This is a genomic window from Polaromonas sp. P1_G2 (assembly GCF_056405515.1).
In genome coordinates this window covers 1-14,864 of sequence record NZ_JBFUBY010000109.1, presented here as the reverse complement: position 1 = coordinate 14,864, position 14,864 = coordinate 1, and the positions used below count along the sequence as shown (strand labels likewise).

The following is a 14,864-nucleotide window of genomic DNA, read 5'->3' as shown; positions in this document are numbered from 1 at the left end:
CTTTTCTTTTGGCGAAGCAAAAGAAAAGTGAGTAGCTGCCGGGCTACCCCCGGCCAGCAACCTCAGARGAAAGCGCAAAGGCCAGAGCAAGACCGGCCAAACCATTCAGGCATGCTTCTTAACCCAAACAACATAAGCATCCACCCATCCCTGCAAAAACTTCCGGCTCCCCTCACTGAGGCTACCGTCAGCCTCATAAAGCCCCTCCTTGTTGTGGATAAAGGCTTCAKGCTGGCCGAGCGTGGGCACATTCAGGTAGGCCAGGATGTTGCGCAGGTGCTGCTGCGACAGCGCAGTGCCGATGGCGCCGACCGACGCGCCTATCACGCCGGCCGGCTTGCCATCCCAGGCGCTTTGGCCGTAAGGCCGGGAGGCATGGTCGATCGCGTTCTTCAGCACGCCGGGAATCGAGCGGTTGTACTCGGGCGTGACGAACAGCAGGCCTTGCGCGGCCTTGATCTCGCCCTTGAGCCGGGTAACCTCGGCCGCCGGATTGCCGTCATCGTCCTGGTTGTAGGGAGGCAGGTCGTCGATTCGCACGTGGGTGAAGCTGAAGTCCGCGGGGAATAATTTCTCCAGCGCCCTCGCGAGCTTTTTGTTGAACGAATCCTTGCGAATGCTGCCGACGACGACGGCGATCTTGTATTGGGCCATGGGCTTCTCCATTAAAAAGTGAAGGACCATCGCGGGGGCGCGATGGGGAATCGGTTTGCGCCGGACCATTATGCGAAGCAGCGCCTGTCCAGGCTCGCGCGCAGGTGAAACACCTTGTGGGGGCGTCGGACATAGGCCCAAAATCGCCTCTCGCCTACAGCCGCCCGGACTGCGGGCCGACGGCGCCGCGGCCGGGCCTTGGGAATACTCATGGCGAAAGGGCTTGCGGCCGCGAGAAAGCCACCCATCCGGCAGCAAGGCAAGGCGGCAAGGTGCAGCTCAAACATTTTTACGAGTTGGGGAAAAAGTCGGTCACGGCCTGGCTGGACGATTACGCCCCCAGCATGGGCGCGGCGATTTCCTACTACACGGTGTTTTCCATCGCGCCGCTGCTGCTGATCGTGATTGCCGTGGCCGGTTTTGTCTGGGGCCGCGAAGCGGTGCAAGGCGAGATCGTGGGCCAGCTCTCCGGCCTGATAGGCCGCGACGGCGCGCTGGGCATACAGGCGCTGATCGAAAGCGCCGACAAACCGGCCAAGGGCCTGCTGGCCACGGCCATCAGCCTCGTGGTGCTGGTGGTCGGCGCGACCACCGTGTTCGCCGAACTGCAAAGCGCGCTGGACCGCGTCTGGGATGTGCCGCCCGCGCAGAAAACCAAAGGCATCTGGCGCACCCTGCGCGCGCGCCTGCTGTCGCTCGGTTTCATCCTCGGCCTGGGTTTCCTGCTGGCGGTGTCACTGGTCATCAGCGCGGGCCTTGCTGCGCTCGGCGGCTGGATGACGGGACTCTTCCCCGGCGCGCAGGCGCTGCTGCAACTCCTCAACAGCGTCGTATCCCTGGGTGTGGCCGTGGTGCTGTTCGCCATGATCTTCAAGCTCATGCCGCAGGCCGCTGTCGGCTGGCGCGACGTCTGGGTAGGCGCCGCCGTCACGGCCGTGCTGTTTGAGATCGGCAAGGCGCTTATCGGCCTCTACATCGGCAAGAGCAGCGTGACCTCCTCCTACGCCGCGGCCGGCTCGCTGGTAGTGTTGCTGCTGTGGGTGTATTACTCGGCGCAGATCTTTTTGCTGGGGGCCGAATTCACCTGGGTGTATGCGCACGACCACGGCTCTCTGGCCGAAGATAAAAAGGCGATGCAGGCCGCGGCGGAAGCATCACCGGCCAAAGAACAAAACCGAGCTTCCTAAAACCGAAATCGTCCTTGGAACTCCGCCTGCACCGAACCGGGCAGGCACTGTCGGTCGATCACCAGGCAAGTGTTGAAGACCCAACAGCCAGGCCATTCAAACCCGCCAAATACCCCGAAATTCTCCCCAAATCGCTGGCATGGATGCTGCGATGTTGAGCGCGTCAACCACTCACTCCTCACGCCATGAATATCAACCGCTTCCTCGGCCTTGTAGCCTTATCGTTCGGTTTGCTCGCCCCCCAGGTCCATGCCGCACCACCGCTGGAGAAAACTGAAATCCGCTACCAGGGCTGGGTCGGACAGGTCACCTGGATAGAACTGGCCGAGGACCTCGGCTACCTGGCGCCGCTCAAGGCCAAATGGGTGGGCAACACCATCAGCGGCCCGCAAGATATCCAGAGCGTGGTCACCGGCGACGTCGACCTAGTTCATGGTGCGCGAATACCTGGACCGCGCCAAGCTCACCGACGCAGAGGCCAAGCAGGTCACGCTGGTGGTGACGCCGCCGGTCACCGGCGAACAGGCGCTGCGCCAGGGCCATGTTGAAGTCACCACGCTGGGCGGTGTCCTGCGCGACAAGGCGCTGGAGCGCGGCGGCATACGCCCGCTGTTCACCGACCGCGCCCTGTACGGCAACTTCACCGCGGGCAGCATCGTGCTGCACGACAAGTTCATCGCGCAGAACCCCAACACCAGCCGCCACCTGGTGTCGGCGCTGGCGCGTTCCATCGAGTGGGCGCGCAACACGCCGACCGCCGACGTGCGGGCGCGCTTCGTCAAGATCATTGAAGCCCGCAAGCGCGCCGAAAGCGCCGACAGCATCCAGTACTGGAAAAGCACCTGCGTGGCCGGAACCGGCGGCGTGATCAAAGATGCCGAGCTGCAGATCTGGATCAACTGGCTGGTGAAAGACGGGCTGCTCAAGCCCGGCCAGGTCAAGCCCGCGGCCCTCTACACCAACGCCTTCAACCCCTACTTCACCAACGCCGACAAACTGGCGTCCGCCAAATGAGCGCCGCCAAGATCCGTTTCGAGAACGTCAGCAAGGAGTTCACCGTGCGCGCGGACGACGGCGGCGCCGCAAAGCGCTTTGTCGCGGTGCATGACGTCACGCTGGACGTGAAGCCCGGCGAATTCCTGGTGCTGGTGGGGCCCAGCGGCTGCGGCAAATCGACGCTGCTGGACCTGCTGGCCGGCCTGGCGCTGCCCACCAGCGGCCGCGTGCTGATCGACGGCCGGCCCGTGACCGGCCCGGCGCGCAACCGCGGTGTGGTGTTCCAGCAGTACGCCCTCTTCCCCTGGCTCACGGCCCTGGACAACGTAGCCTTTGGGCTCGAGGTGGCCGGCGTGGGCAAGCGCACCCGGCGCGAAAAGGCCGCGCACTACCTGGCGCTGGTCGGCCTGACCGACTTTGCCAACCGCTTTCCGCATGAGCTCTCGGGCGGCATGAAGCAGCGCGTGGCCATCGCGCGCAGCCTGGCTTACGAGCCGCAGGTGCTGCTGATGGACGAGCCGTTTGCCGCGCTCGACGCGCAGACGCGTGAAACGCTGCAGGAAGAACTCGTGGAGATCTGGCAGCGCACCGGCAAGACCATTGTGTTCATCACCCACGGCATCGACGAAGCAGTGGTGCTGGGCCAGCGCGTGGCCATCATGACGACGCGCCCCGGCCGCATCAAACGCATCGTGGACATCCCCGAATCCCTGCGCGCCGGCACCGACGACGTGCGCTCGCTGCCGCTCTTCGGTGAACTGCGCCACGAGATCTGGTCGCAGTTGCATGACGAGGTCGCCTCTGCACGCCAGGAGCGCCGCGCGCGCATTGCCTCACAAGCCCAAAAGAAAGAAACCGCCCATGTCTGATATTGCCCTGAACGCGGGAAGCCACACCGCGCAACAAGCGCTGCACCTGCAAACGCCGCCGGTGTGGCTGCGGTTTTACCGCCAGCTCGCCAATGCCACCTGGCGCTCCGGCCTGATCGTGGCGCTGGCCCTGCTCTGGGAACTCGCGCCCCGCCTCGGCCTGACCGACCCGACCTTTTTGCCGCCGCTCAGCGAGGTGCTGGCCGCCGGCTGGGCGCTGGCGCTCAACGGCCAGCTGTGGGAACACACCTCCATCAGCCTGGCGCGTTCGCTGGGCGGCCTGCTGCTGGCCATCGTCTTCGCCATCCCGCTGGGGCTGGCCATCGGTTGGTACCAGCGCCTGGGCAATGCCCTGAACCCGCTGATCGAGCTGCTGCGCAACACCGCGCCGCTGGCCTTGCTGCCGGTGTTCCTGCTGCTGCTGGGCATTGGCGAGGTGTCCAAACTCTCCATCGTGGTCTACGCCTGCGCCTGGCCGCTGCTGCTCAACACCATCTCGGCGGTGCGCCAGGTCGACCCGCTGCTGGTGAAATCGGCGCGCACCATGGGCGCGTCCTCGCGCCAGCTGTTCCTGAAGGTGATCCTGCCGGCATCGGTCCCGACCATCTTCGTGGGCATACGCCTGGCCGCCGCTTCCGCCATGCTGGTGCTGATCGCGGCCGAGATGGTGGGCGCCAAGGCCGGGCTCGGCTACCTGATCATCTACGCCCAGTTCAGCTTCCTGATCGCCGACATGTACTTCGGGATCATCGCCATCACCGCCATCGGCGTCACCCTGAACTTCGTGCTGGAAAAACTCGAGAGCCACTTCACGGCATGGAAACCAGTCCAGGCCCGCAACTAATTCCCTGATCGACAGAAAGACATTCTCATGACTCAACGCAAACTGCGCCTGGGCGCTTTCATCATGGCCACCGGCCACCACATCGCCGCCTGGCGGCACCCCGGCTCGCAGGTGGACTCGGGTGTCAACATCGACCACTACATCGAGGTGGCGAAAATCGCCGAGCGCGGCCTCTTCGACCAGGTCTTTGTGGCCGACAGCCCGGGCATGGCCTTTCACGGCGACGACGAGGCCTTCAGCCGCCAGGGCCGGGTGTCCTACTTCGAGCCGGTGACCTTGTGGGCCGCCCTGTCGGCCGTCACCAAGCACGTCGGCTTCGTCGCCACGGCCTCCACCACCTATGAAGACCCTTTCCTGCTGGCGCGCAAGTTTTCTTCGCTGGACCACCTCAGCAAGGGCCGCGCCGCCTGGAACGTGGTGACCACCGGCGCCGACAACGTGTACGGCAACTTCGGCCTGGACAAGCACCCCGAGCCCGCCGTGCGTTATGAGCAGGCGCATGAGTTCATCGACGTGGTCAAGGGCCTGTGGGACAGTTTTGAAGACGATGCCTTCTTTCGCGACCCGGWGTCGGGCAAGTACTTCGACCCGGCCAAGGTGCATGCCATCAACCATTCAGGCAAGTACTTCAAGGTCAGCGGCCCGCTGAACCTGGAGCGCCCGCCGCAGGGCTACCCCGTGATCGTGCAGGCCGGGTCTTCCGAGCCCGGCAGGGAACTGGCCGCCGCCTCGGCCGAAGCCATCTTCACCGCCTGGACCAGCCTGGCCGAAGCCCAGGCCTTCTACCGCGACGTAAAAAACCGGCTGGCGAAATACGGCCGCCGGCCAGAGCAATTGCTGGTGCTGCCGGGCATCTCCCYGGTGGTCGGCCGCACGCAGGAAGAAGCCGACGCCAAGTGGGCCGAGCTGCAAAAGCTGATCCATCCCGCCGTCGGCCTGAACACGCTGCATACCTTCTGGCCGGGAGAAGATTTGTCGAAGTGGGACCTGGACGCGCCGCCGCCCTACATTCCCGAGCCACCGCCGGGGCAGAACAGCCGCGCCCACGTGGTGCTGGAGCTGGCCCGGCGCGACAAGCTCACCGTGCGCCAGCTCTACGAATACCTGGCCGGCGCGCGCGGCCACTGGGTGGTGGTGGGCACGCCGCAGACCATTGCCGACAAGATGCAGGAGTGGTTTGAAAACGGCGCGGCCGACGGCTTCAACGTGATGCCGCCGGTGCTGCCCGAATCGCTCAACGACTTCGTCGAACTGGTGATTCCCGAGCTGCAGCGGCGCGGCCTCTTCCGCACCGAATACGAAGGCAGCACCCTGCGCGAGAACCTGGGCCTGGACCGCCCGGCCAACCAGTTCACCGTCAAGGCGCGCAAGGTCGCCTAGCCCGTAGACATCGTGTCCCCTGGGTGGGATTTTCAAGGCCTGCGGTTTCGTACCGCAGGCCTTTTTTTAACCCTGCTTCAGGCAAGGTTCAAGCCGCGACAGCCACCGGCGCCGCGGAACTCTTGCCTGCAGTGCCGGGCTGCCCCGCCTTGGCATGCACCGTCGAGCGCCGGCCGTCCACACTGACCGGCACATCGCCCGCCAAGGTCACGCGGCGCACCACGCGGTGCTGGTCGCCGTAGTCGTTGATGGCGTAGTGCTGGGTGGCGCGGTTGTCCCAGATCACGACGTCACCCTGCGTCCAGCGCCAGCGCACGGTGTTCTCCAGGCGAATGATGTGCTCCTGCAGCACCGACAGCAGGTGTTGCGAGTCGCTGCTGGAATAGCCCACCAACTTCTTCACGAAGTGCCCCAGCACCAGCGCGCGCTCGCGGGTTTCAGGGTGCACGCGCACCACCGGGTGTTCGGCCTCATGCAGGGTGCGGGTAAACACCTCGCGGTAATGCCTGGCCCCTTCATCCGAGATGTCCTTCTCCGTGCGCTGCGCGGCGTAGTCGTAATCGTTGCCGTGCACGGCCCACAGCTTGTCGGCCAGCTCGCGCAAGGCGGGCGGCAGGCCCTGATAGGCCGCGGCGGTATTGGCCCAGACGGTATCGCCGCCCCAGGGCGGGATTACCACGCCGCGCAGCACCGAAATTTTCGGCGGCGCGACCGCGAAGGTCACGTCGGTATGCCAGGAGTTGGCGCGGCCGCCGTGCGCCGAATCGAGTTCCAGGATGTAGCCGCTTCCCTGGCGCGACGGTACCGTCGGGTGCGGCACCGGGTCGCCCAGCCGCTGGGCAAAGGCCTCCTGCGCGGCATCGTCCAGGTGCTGCTGGCCCCGCAGGAACAGCACCTTGTGCTTGAGCAGCGCCTGGTTGAGCGCCACCACGGTATCGCCGGAAATCTCGGCCGACAGCCGCAGGCCGCGCACTTCCGCGCCTATGCGGCCGGCGACGAGCGCGATATCAAGGACGGATTGGGAGGAATGAAGTTGGGTCATGGGCTGCCTTTGCATGTGGCCGTCGCCGGCCTGAGTTGAAAAAGCAGAAGAGGCAGAAGTCATGCCAGCAAAAGACGCCTGAAAGCGGTGTTTTTCAGGCGCAGGGAGGCCAGGCCTGCTGCAATCCGGACAGTGCCCGCTTGCCAGGCAACACAGGGCTCACGGCGCTGGGTGAAATGCAGCAGCAAGAGCCGCCGCCGTGCAGTGGATCAGTCGGCGTCCGCCGGTTCGACCGGCTCGGGCTCGGGAAGCTCATGGCCGGCATCGAGCAGGCCGTGGCGTTTGAGCAGGGTCCGCAGTGCATTGCGCGACAAGCCCAGCCGGCGCGCGGTATGGACCTGGTTGCCGGCGCAAAATTCATACGCGGCTTTGACCAGGGTTTCCTCGACCTGGTTGAACAGGCCGGGCTGGGCCGCCTGCAGGCGCTGCAGCAAGACCTCGCGCAGCAGGTCGGTTTCAGGGGCCGGAGCCGCTGCGGCATCCGTAGCCGGCACCGCCTCCACGGCCGGCGCGGCCGGCAGCGCCCTCCCCCCGCGCGACACGCATGCCACTGACCGCTGGTTCACCTGCAAGTCCACCGCCGTCAGCCTGCTGCCTGGCGCCACGATCAAGGCGTAATGCACGACGTTTTCAAGCTCGCGGATATTGCCCGGCCAGTCGTGCGCGAGCAAGGCCTGCTCGGCGTCGGGCGCCAGGCTGGCGCCGGTGATGCCCAGGCGCGCTGAATAGTTGGCCAGGARATGGCGCGCCAGCGGCAGGATGTCGCCGGGGCGTTCATACAGGGGCCGCAGCTCCAGCGTGGCCACGCTGATGCGGTAATAAAGGTCGGCACGGAAATGGCCGGCGGCCACCGCGTTGCGCAGGTCGACGTTGGTGGCTGCGATCAGGCGCACATCCAGCGCGATGGGCTTGCGCGAGCCCAGGCGCACCACCTGGCGCTCCTGCAGCACGCGCAGGAGCTTGACCTGCAGGGCCAGCGGCAAATCGCCGATCTCGTCGAGAAACAGCGTGCCGCCGTTGGCCGATTCAAACCAGCCCGCGCGTGCCTGCGATGCGCCGGTGAAGGCGCCGCTTTCATGGCCGAACAGCTCGGCATCGATCAACGCTTCGCTGAAGGCGCCGCAGTTCACCGCGAGGAAGGGCCCGCGCCGCCCGCTGCCCTGGTGCACGCGGCGCGCCAGCAATTCCTTGCCGGTACCGGTCTCGCCGATCACCAGCACGGTGGCGTCGGTGGGCGCGACCTGTTCCACGCGCTCCAGCAGGGCCACCGAGCCCGGGTCCTCGAACACCAGCGCCTTGGCGCGTATGGACAAGGCGCCGGCGTCGGGAAGCGTCAGCAGGTGCGACATGCGCGGCGTGCTTTGTGCGCGGTTTAGAAGCCGGCCAGCACGGCGCCCTTGAACTCGGCCTGCACGAACTTGCGGATCTCTTCCGAGTGGTAGGCCTTCACGAGCTTGGCGACCCAGGGCTTGTCCTTGTCCTGCTCACGCACGGCCAACAGGTTGACGTAAGGCGACTTGGCGGCTTCCTGCGCGATCGCGTCCTTGGGGTTCAGGCCGGCCGACAGCGCGTAGTTGGTGTTGACGGCCGAGGCGTCCAGGTCGTCAAGCGAGCGCGGCAACTGGGCGGCGTCAAGCTCCACGAACTTGAGCTTCTTGGGGTTCTCGATCACGTCCAGCGGCGTGGCCTTGAGTCCGGCTTCGGGCTTGAGCTTGATCAGGCCCTTGTCCTGCAGCACCAGCAGCACGCGGCCGCCGTTGGTTGGGTCGTTCGGGATGCCGAAGCGCGCGCCTTCCTTCAGCTCGGCCAGGCTTTTGACCTTCTTGGAGTACAGGCCGATCGGGAAGTTGACGGTATAGCCCACGTTGACGATCTTGTAGCCGCGGTCCTTGACCTGCTGGTCCAGGAAGGGCTTGTGCTGGTAGCTGTTGGCATCCAGGTCGCCGGCGGCCAGCGCGGCGTTGGGCTGGATGTAGTCGCTGAACTCGACGACCTGGATTTTCAGGCCGTCTTTTTCGGCGATCTTCTTGACCTGCTCAAAAATCTGCGCGTGCGGGCCGGCGGTGACGCCGATCTTCAAAGGCTTGTCCTGCGCGAGCACGGCGGCGGGCAAGGATGCGGCCAGCGCGAGTGCGACGGCGGACTGGATGAGGGTGCGTTTGTTCATGGTGTTTCCTTTTTGGATGAATAAAAATCTTGCTCCCTCTCCCCCTGGGAGAGGATTGGGGTGAGGGCCGGCGGCCTTTGCAAGCCAGGCAGCCTTTCGACCGCCGACCGGCCCCCACCCCTGCCCTCCCCCAGTGGGGGAGGGAGAAACTCAGGGAGTCAACATCGCTGTTGATAGGAGATGAAGGCCCCGCTCATTTATGGCTCAGCCTGCGCACAGCCCAGTCGCCCAGGCTTTGCACCGCCTGCACGAACAGGATCAGCACCAGCACCACGGCCAGCATGACTTCGGGCAAAAAGCGCTGGTAGCCGTAGCGGATGCCCAGGTCGCCCAGCCCGCCGCCGCCAATCGCGCCGGCCATGGCCGAGTAGCCCGTCAGGCTCACAAAGGTGATGGTCAGGCCCGCGACGATGCCGGGTAGCGCTTCAGGCAGCAGCACCTTGAGCACGATTTGCCGCGTGGTCGCGCCCATGGCCTGGGCCGCCTCGATAAGCCCGTGGTCCACCTCGCGCAGCGAAGCCTCTACCAGCCGCGCGACAAAGGGCGCGGCCGCGATGGTGAGCGGCACCACGGCGGCCGCCGTGCCTATGGATGAACCCGTCAGAAAACGCGTGAGCGGAATGATGGCCACCAGCAGGATGATGAAAGGCGTGGAACGCACGGCGTTCACCAGGCCGCCCACCACGCGGTTGGCGCCGGCGTTGCGCAGCACGCCGCCCTCGTCGGTGAGCCGCAAAAACACGCCCAGCGGAATGCCGATCAGCGCGCCGACCAGGCCCGAGATGCCGACCATGACGATGGTTTCCCAGAGCGAGCTGACAAACAATTCCAGCAGGGCTTGCGAAAAATTACTGAACATGAGCCAGACCTCCAGGCAATGCGGACAAATCCGCGCCGACTTCGTCGACATGCACCCCGGCACCGCGCAGGTGCGCAACCGCCGCATTGAGCTGCGCCCGCGCACCGCGCGCGAACACCGCGAGCGAGCCAAAAGGCTTGCCCTGGATCTCGTCGACCTGGCCGTGCACGATGGACAGGTCGATGCCGAAGCGGCGTATCACGTCCGACAGCAGCGGCCGGTCCGATTCATCACCGGCAAACGCCAGGCGCAGCAGCTGGCCTTCTTCGGGATGCTCGGCGCTCATCAGCGTGCGTATGCGCACCAGCACGCTGTCCGGCAGGTCCTGCGGCACGATCTCGGCGATCAGGCTGCGCGTGGTTTCATGCTGCGGGCGCGTGAAGACGTCGATCACCGGCCCGCTTTCGACGATGCGGCCGGCGTCTATCACCGCGACGCGATCGGCCACCTGCTTGATCACCTGCATCTGGTGGGTGATCAGCACGATGGTCAGGCCGAATTCCTGGTTGATCTGCCGCAGCAGGCCCAGGATGGAACGTGTCGTTTCCGGGTCCAGCGCCGAGGTCGCCTCGTCCGACAGCAGCACCTTGGGCCGGTTCGCCAGCGCGCGCGCAATGCCCACGCGCTGCTTTTGCCCGCCGCTGATCTGCGCCGGGTAACGGTCCGCAAGGGTGCTCAGGCCGACGAGGTCCAGCAAGGGCTCGACACGGGCCTTGATCTCTGCGGCCGGCAGCCCGGCGATTTCGAGCGGCAGGGCCACGTTGCCGTAGACCGTGCGCGACGAGAGCAGGTTGAAATGCTGGAAGACGATGCCGATGTCTCGGCGCGCCACGCGCAAAGCATCGCCGTTGAGGGCCGTCAGTTCGCGGCCGCCGACCAGCACCTGGCCGGCGGAAGGCCGGTTCAGCAGGTTGATGACCCGCACCAATGAGCTTTTGCCGGCGCCGCTGCGGCCGATGATGCCGTAGACCTCGCCCGGCTGGATGTGGAGGTCGACGCCCCTGAGCGCTTCGACCGGGCCCGTGGAGCCCTTGTAGGTCTGAAAAATACCTTTGAGTTCGATCATGAAATCCCGCTAAGCCTTTGTCGCCGTCGCGCTTCTTGTGGAAGCACGTCAGCCCTTTTTGTGAACAGACAGCGAATGTAGAAGCTTGAAGCTCAAACTCAAAAGAATATTAAATAGATTAATTAGATGAATTCAGACTATACAAATAATTACACCCGGATTTAAAGTAAATCCAGCTTTCTTATACCCGGGTGTTATAGAATTAATTCACCCGGATGAAACCATCCCTCCTTTATTTCCTTTTGACTGTTTACCGAGCCATTCCAATGCCATCCCAGTCCTCCCCCGAACCCTCCCCGCGCCTGGTCGCCTTCGCAGGCTTCCGGCATGTCGCTGCCGGTGACCGCGCACAGGTCGTCAGCGCGCTGCGCAAACTGCCCCTCACCGAAGACACGCTGGTCCGCGTGTTCAACGACGCCACCGGCGAACGCATAGACCTGGACCTGCGGCCCGAAGCTGAGGCCGCACACTCGCCCACGGCCGCTGCGGAAGCACCCGCAACGGAAGCCTCTGTCGCGCGGCCGGTCGGCCGGCCCAAGCTCGGTGTCGTGGCGCGTGAAGTCACGCTGCTGCCCCGCCACTGGGAATGGCTGGGCAGCCAGCCCGGCGGCGCCTCGGTCACCCTGCGCCGCCTGGTCGACGAATCGCGCAAGGCCAACGAAGGCCGCGTCAGCGTGCGCGCCTCGCGCGAGAACGCCTACCGTTTCATGAGCGAGATGGCAGGCGACCTGCCCGGCTTTGAAGAAGCCAGCCGCGCGCTGTTCGCCGGCGACAGGCCGAAGTTTGAAAACCTGGTCGCGCCCTGGCCCGAAGACCTGCGCCTGCAACTGGCCAAACTGGCCGCCGGCGGCTGGAGCGCCGAATGAAGCCGCCCGCCCCAAAAATGCTGACCGACGGCATGCCGATGTGGAAAACCTTCGCGGCCTTTCTCGGCCCCATGCTGCTCAGCAACATCCTGCAATCGCTCTCGGGCACGATCAACAACATCTACATCGGCCAGATGATCGGCGTCGGGGCGCTGGCGGCCGTGACCAGCTTTTTCCCCATCATGTTTTTCTTCATTGCCTTCACCATCGGGCTGGGCGCAGGCGCCTCGGTGCTGATCGGCCAGGCCTGGGGCGCGCGCGACACCGGCAAAGTCAAGGCCGTGGCCGGCACCACGCTGGCGGTGGGCGCGAGCTTCGGCCTGGCCATCGCCGTCTTTGGCGGCGCCTTCACCGCGCCGCTGCTCAAGGCCCTGGGAACACCGCCCGACATCCTGGCCGATGCCACACTCTATGCCCGCATCATGCTGATCGCCATGCCGGGGCTGTTCGTTTTCCTGCTGTCGACCTCCATGCTGCGCGGCGTGGGCGACACGGTGAGCTCACTCTACACGCTGTGCATTTCCACCGCCTGCGCCCTGGTCGTGACGCCCGCGCTCATCCTGGGCTGGGGCGGCCTGCCGAAGCTGGGCGTCGCCAGCAGCGCGGTGGCCACCATCCTGTCCTTCCTCATCGCCACCGGCTGGCTGGCCCGGCGCCTGCACGCCATCAACAGCCCGTTGGCGCCCGATGCCGAGTTCAGGCGCCACCTGCGCGTGAACCCCGCCATCCTCAAGACCGTGCTGAGGGTCGGCGTGCCCACCGGCGTGCAGCTGGTCGTCATCTCGCTCGCCGAGATCGCGCTGCTCTCGCTGGTCAACGGCTACGGCTCCAACGCCACGGCGGCCTACGGCGCGGTGAACCAGGTGGTGGCCTATGTGCAGTTCCCGGCCATTTCGATCGCCATCACCGCCTCCATCCTCGGGGCGCAGGCGATAGGTGCGGGCCGCACCGACAGGCTGGGCACCATCACCCGCACGGGCCTGCAGATGAACCTGGCGCTGACCGGCGTACTGGTCTTGCTGGGCTATCTTTTCTCGCGCCACCTGATGGGCCTTTTCATCACCAGCGAGCCGGTGATCGAGCTGTCGCAAACCCTGCTGCACATCATGCTGTGGAGCAGCGTGGTCTTCGGCATGCAGGGCGTGGTCTCGGGCGTCATGCGCGCCAGCGGCACGGTGTGGGTGCCCATGGGCATTTCGATTTTCTGCATCGCGCTGGTCGAGGTGCCCGTGGCCTGGGTCATGAGCCACCGCATCGGCGTCAACGGCATCTGGATCGCCTACCCCGTCACCTTTGTCGCGATGCTGTGCCTGCAGACGGCGTATTACCGCCTGGTCTGGAAGAAACAATCGATACGTAGGCTGGTGTAAAGAAATGGAGGCCGGCGGGCCGCTCCCTCAGGAGCGCATGAACTGCGCATCCGGCACGGCGAACAGCCCGTCGTCGCCGGCCCTGCCGTCCAGGAACTCCCCGCCCACCCGCAGCGCCTCCGCGATCAGGCGCTTCACGGCGTCGAGCTTGTTCCTCAGGCCCGGCGATATGCCGACGAAAGAATAGACGCAATAGCTTTCCTGCCGCACCACGGCAAACTCGCCTTTCATCACAAAGGCATAGCACCAGGCGGCATCCGGCTTGCCGGCCAGGGAAACAGGCAGCAGGCAGGCCTTGACGCCTTCATCAATCGCCCAGGTCTGGTGCTGGAGCTCGCTGGACGTGTCGTTCCTGGAATGGACGAACTTGCGGATATCGCGTTTCACATCGGGTGTCCAGAACGAATCAAAAACATCCCGGGCAATGGGCTTGATCACAAATGCCATGGTGGTCTCCTCTGGTGGACGGCTGGGCTTGCGGCGGATCGGGGTTGAAGGGCTTCCGGGGATCGCCGAATGCCGGACCATATTCCATTTCCCGGCAGGGATTTCGGGCAATTGTCCGTAGATGGAAATTTGAAGTGGGATTTCGCCAAGCACATCCTGTGCTCTTTGTCACAGACTCACACAGGCTCATCCTGAAGCCTTGCTACCATGGATGCGACCAGGGATTTCTTCCCTCTCTCGTTGCCGCAGCCGGGTGCCAGCCGCTCGCGCCGCATCGACGACCCGATCACACGCATGACCCGCCGCAACGCCACCATCGACATCGCCAGGGGCCTTGGCATCATCCTGGTCGTGCTCGGGCACAACCCGATCGTGCTGCACGAAAGAGGCGAACTCTTCCGGGTGATTTATTCCTTTCACCTGCCACTGTTCTTTTTTCTCTCGGGCATTTTCCTGAAAGACTCARTGCAGTGGGGGAAGTTWGCGCTGTCCCGCGCCGATGCCATTCTCAAGCCCTACTTCGTCGTCCTGGTGCTGCTGGGCATGGCGGAGATGCTGCTCCCGCGCCTGATGCCACTCGCCGCCACAACCCCGCTGGTCTATTTTTCCGGTGTACTTTATGCCAGCGCGCCCACCATCGCGTGGACACCGCTGTGGTTTTTGCCGGATCTTTTTGTGGCGTCGCTGCTGTCCCTGGCCATCCTGCGCGCGACCCTGGCCTTGGACAGGAACCGCGCGACCTGGCTCTGGCTGATCACTGCAGGCCTGCTGGCAACGGGCATCGTGTTCATCGACAGGTTCTGGCAAACCGGGACGACGAAGCTGTCCTTCATGGGCCTGGACCGTGTGCCGGGACTGCCGTGGAGCCTGGACCTGGCCTTCATCAGTTCGGCCTTCATGCTGTCCGGGTTCCTGCTCGCAAAGCGGGTGGCGGCCCTGCGTTTCAGCGCCATCGGGTTTCTGGTATCGGCCGTCGCGTTCGCGGCGCTGCACTGCTTTTTTGACGTGCCCATGGACCTGGGCCTCAGGGCCTACGGCAACCCCCTGATCTCCACGGCACAGGCGGCGCTGGGCATTTACCTTGTCCTGTGCGCCTCGTCGTTGCCCTCGTCGTTGC

At 65.0% G+C, this 14,864-nt stretch carries 15 protein-coding genes; 8 read left to right on the top strand and 7 right to left on the bottom strand.

Annotated features, from left to right (window positions below; translation table 11 throughout):
* Positions 1 to 105: 105 nt before the first annotated feature.
* Positions 106 to 654, bottom strand: a complete 549-nt coding sequence (locus AC1D0P_RS13020; protein WP_477677127.1) for an NADPH-dependent FMN reductase — start codon at positions 652 to 654, stop codon at positions 106 to 108.
* 272 nt (positions 655 to 926) lie between these two features.
* Between AC1D0P_RS13020 and AC1D0P_RS13015 the strand changes: the two genes are divergently transcribed.
* From AC1D0P_RS13015 to AC1D0P_RS12995, 5 genes are all read left to right on the top strand, one after another.
* Positions 927 to 1,841, top strand: a complete 915-nt coding sequence (locus AC1D0P_RS13015; protein WP_477677126.1) for a YihY/virulence factor BrkB family protein — start codon at positions 927 to 929, stop codon at positions 1,839 to 1,841.
* Positions 1,842 to 2,273: 432 nt separating this feature from the next.
* Entirely contained in the window at positions 2,274 to 2,855 is a 582-nt protein-coding gene (locus AC1D0P_RS13010; RefSeq protein WP_477677125.1) for an ABC transporter substrate-binding protein, read from the top strand.
* Positions 2,852 to 3,706: an ABC transporter ATP-binding protein gene (locus AC1D0P_RS13005; RefSeq protein WP_477677124.1), complete on the top strand. Its 855-nt coding sequence runs from the start codon at positions 2,852 to 2,854 to the stop codon at positions 3,704 to 3,706. The genes AC1D0P_RS13010 and AC1D0P_RS13005 overlap by 4 nt, the downstream gene beginning before the upstream one ends.
* On the top strand, positions 3,699 to 4,550 hold the full coding sequence (locus AC1D0P_RS13000) for an ABC transporter permease (RefSeq protein WP_477677123.1): 852 nt from the start codon (positions 3,699 to 3,701) through the stop codon (positions 4,548 to 4,550). The genes AC1D0P_RS13005 and AC1D0P_RS13000 overlap by 8 nt, the downstream gene beginning before the upstream one ends.
* A gap of 27 nt (positions 4,551 to 4,577) precedes the next feature.
* A complete protein-coding gene (locus AC1D0P_RS12995) occupies positions 4,578 to 5,930 on the top strand; it encodes an LLM class flavin-dependent oxidoreductase (protein ID WP_477677122.1) in 1,353 nt (450 codons plus the stop codon).
* A gap of 88 nt (positions 5,931 to 6,018) precedes the next feature.
* Here the strand turns inward: AC1D0P_RS12995 and AC1D0P_RS12990 are convergent, their stop codons facing one another.
* The 5 genes from AC1D0P_RS12990 to AC1D0P_RS12970 all read right to left on the bottom strand — a co-directional run bounded on the left by AC1D0P_RS12990 (position 6,019) and on the right by AC1D0P_RS12970 (position 11,064).
* A complete protein-coding gene (locus AC1D0P_RS12990) occupies positions 6,019 to 6,972 on the bottom strand; it encodes a TauD/TfdA dioxygenase family protein (protein WP_477677121.1) in 954 nt (317 codons plus the stop codon).
* A gap of 209 nt (positions 6,973 to 7,181) precedes the next feature.
* Positions 7,182 to 8,321, bottom strand: a complete 1,140-nt coding sequence (locus AC1D0P_RS12985; protein WP_477677120.1) for a sigma-54 interaction domain-containing protein — start codon at positions 8,319 to 8,321, stop codon at positions 7,182 to 7,184.
* Positions 8,322 to 8,344: 23 nt separating this feature from the next.
* Entirely contained in the window at positions 8,345 to 9,139 is a 795-nt protein-coding gene (locus AC1D0P_RS12980) for a MetQ/NlpA family ABC transporter substrate-binding protein (protein WP_477677119.1), read from the bottom strand.
* Between the two features lie 193 nt (positions 9,140 to 9,332).
* On the bottom strand, positions 9,333 to 9,998 hold the full coding sequence (locus AC1D0P_RS12975; RefSeq protein WP_477651679.1) for a methionine ABC transporter permease: 666 nt from the start codon (positions 9,996 to 9,998) through the stop codon (positions 9,333 to 9,335).
* Positions 9,988 to 11,064 (bottom strand): methionine ABC transporter ATP-binding protein, encoded by a 1,077-nt coding sequence (locus AC1D0P_RS12970; RefSeq protein ID WP_477677118.1) that lies wholly within the window; start codon positions 11,062 to 11,064, stop codon positions 9,988 to 9,990. The genes AC1D0P_RS12975 and AC1D0P_RS12970 overlap by 11 nt, the downstream gene beginning before the upstream one ends.
* A 266-nt stretch (positions 11,065 to 11,330) precedes the next feature.
* On the opposite strand from AC1D0P_RS12970, the gene AC1D0P_RS12965 reads away from it, so the two are divergent.
* A complete protein-coding gene (locus tag AC1D0P_RS12965) occupies positions 11,331 to 11,930 on the top strand; it encodes a DUF2239 family protein (RefSeq protein ID WP_477677117.1) in 600 nt (199 codons plus the stop codon).
* Positions 11,927 to 13,300, top strand: coding sequence for an MATE family efflux transporter (locus tag AC1D0P_RS12960; RefSeq protein ID WP_477677116.1), 1,374 nt, complete (start codon positions 11,927 to 11,929; stop codon positions 13,298 to 13,300). The genes AC1D0P_RS12965 and AC1D0P_RS12960 overlap by 4 nt, the downstream gene beginning before the upstream one ends.
* Before the next feature lie 27 nt (positions 13,301 to 13,327).
* Here AC1D0P_RS12960 and AC1D0P_RS12955 read toward each other — a convergent pair whose 3' ends face one another.
* A complete protein-coding gene (locus AC1D0P_RS12955) occupies positions 13,328 to 13,747 on the bottom strand; it encodes a hypothetical protein (protein ID WP_477677115.1) in 420 nt (139 codons plus the stop codon).
* A gap of 207 nt (positions 13,748 to 13,954) precedes the next feature.
* Between AC1D0P_RS12955 and AC1D0P_RS12950 the strand changes: the two genes are divergently transcribed.
* The coding region (locus tag AC1D0P_RS12950) for an acyltransferase family protein (protein ID WP_477677114.1) at positions 13,955 to 14,864 on the top strand (910 nt) is incomplete at its 3' end.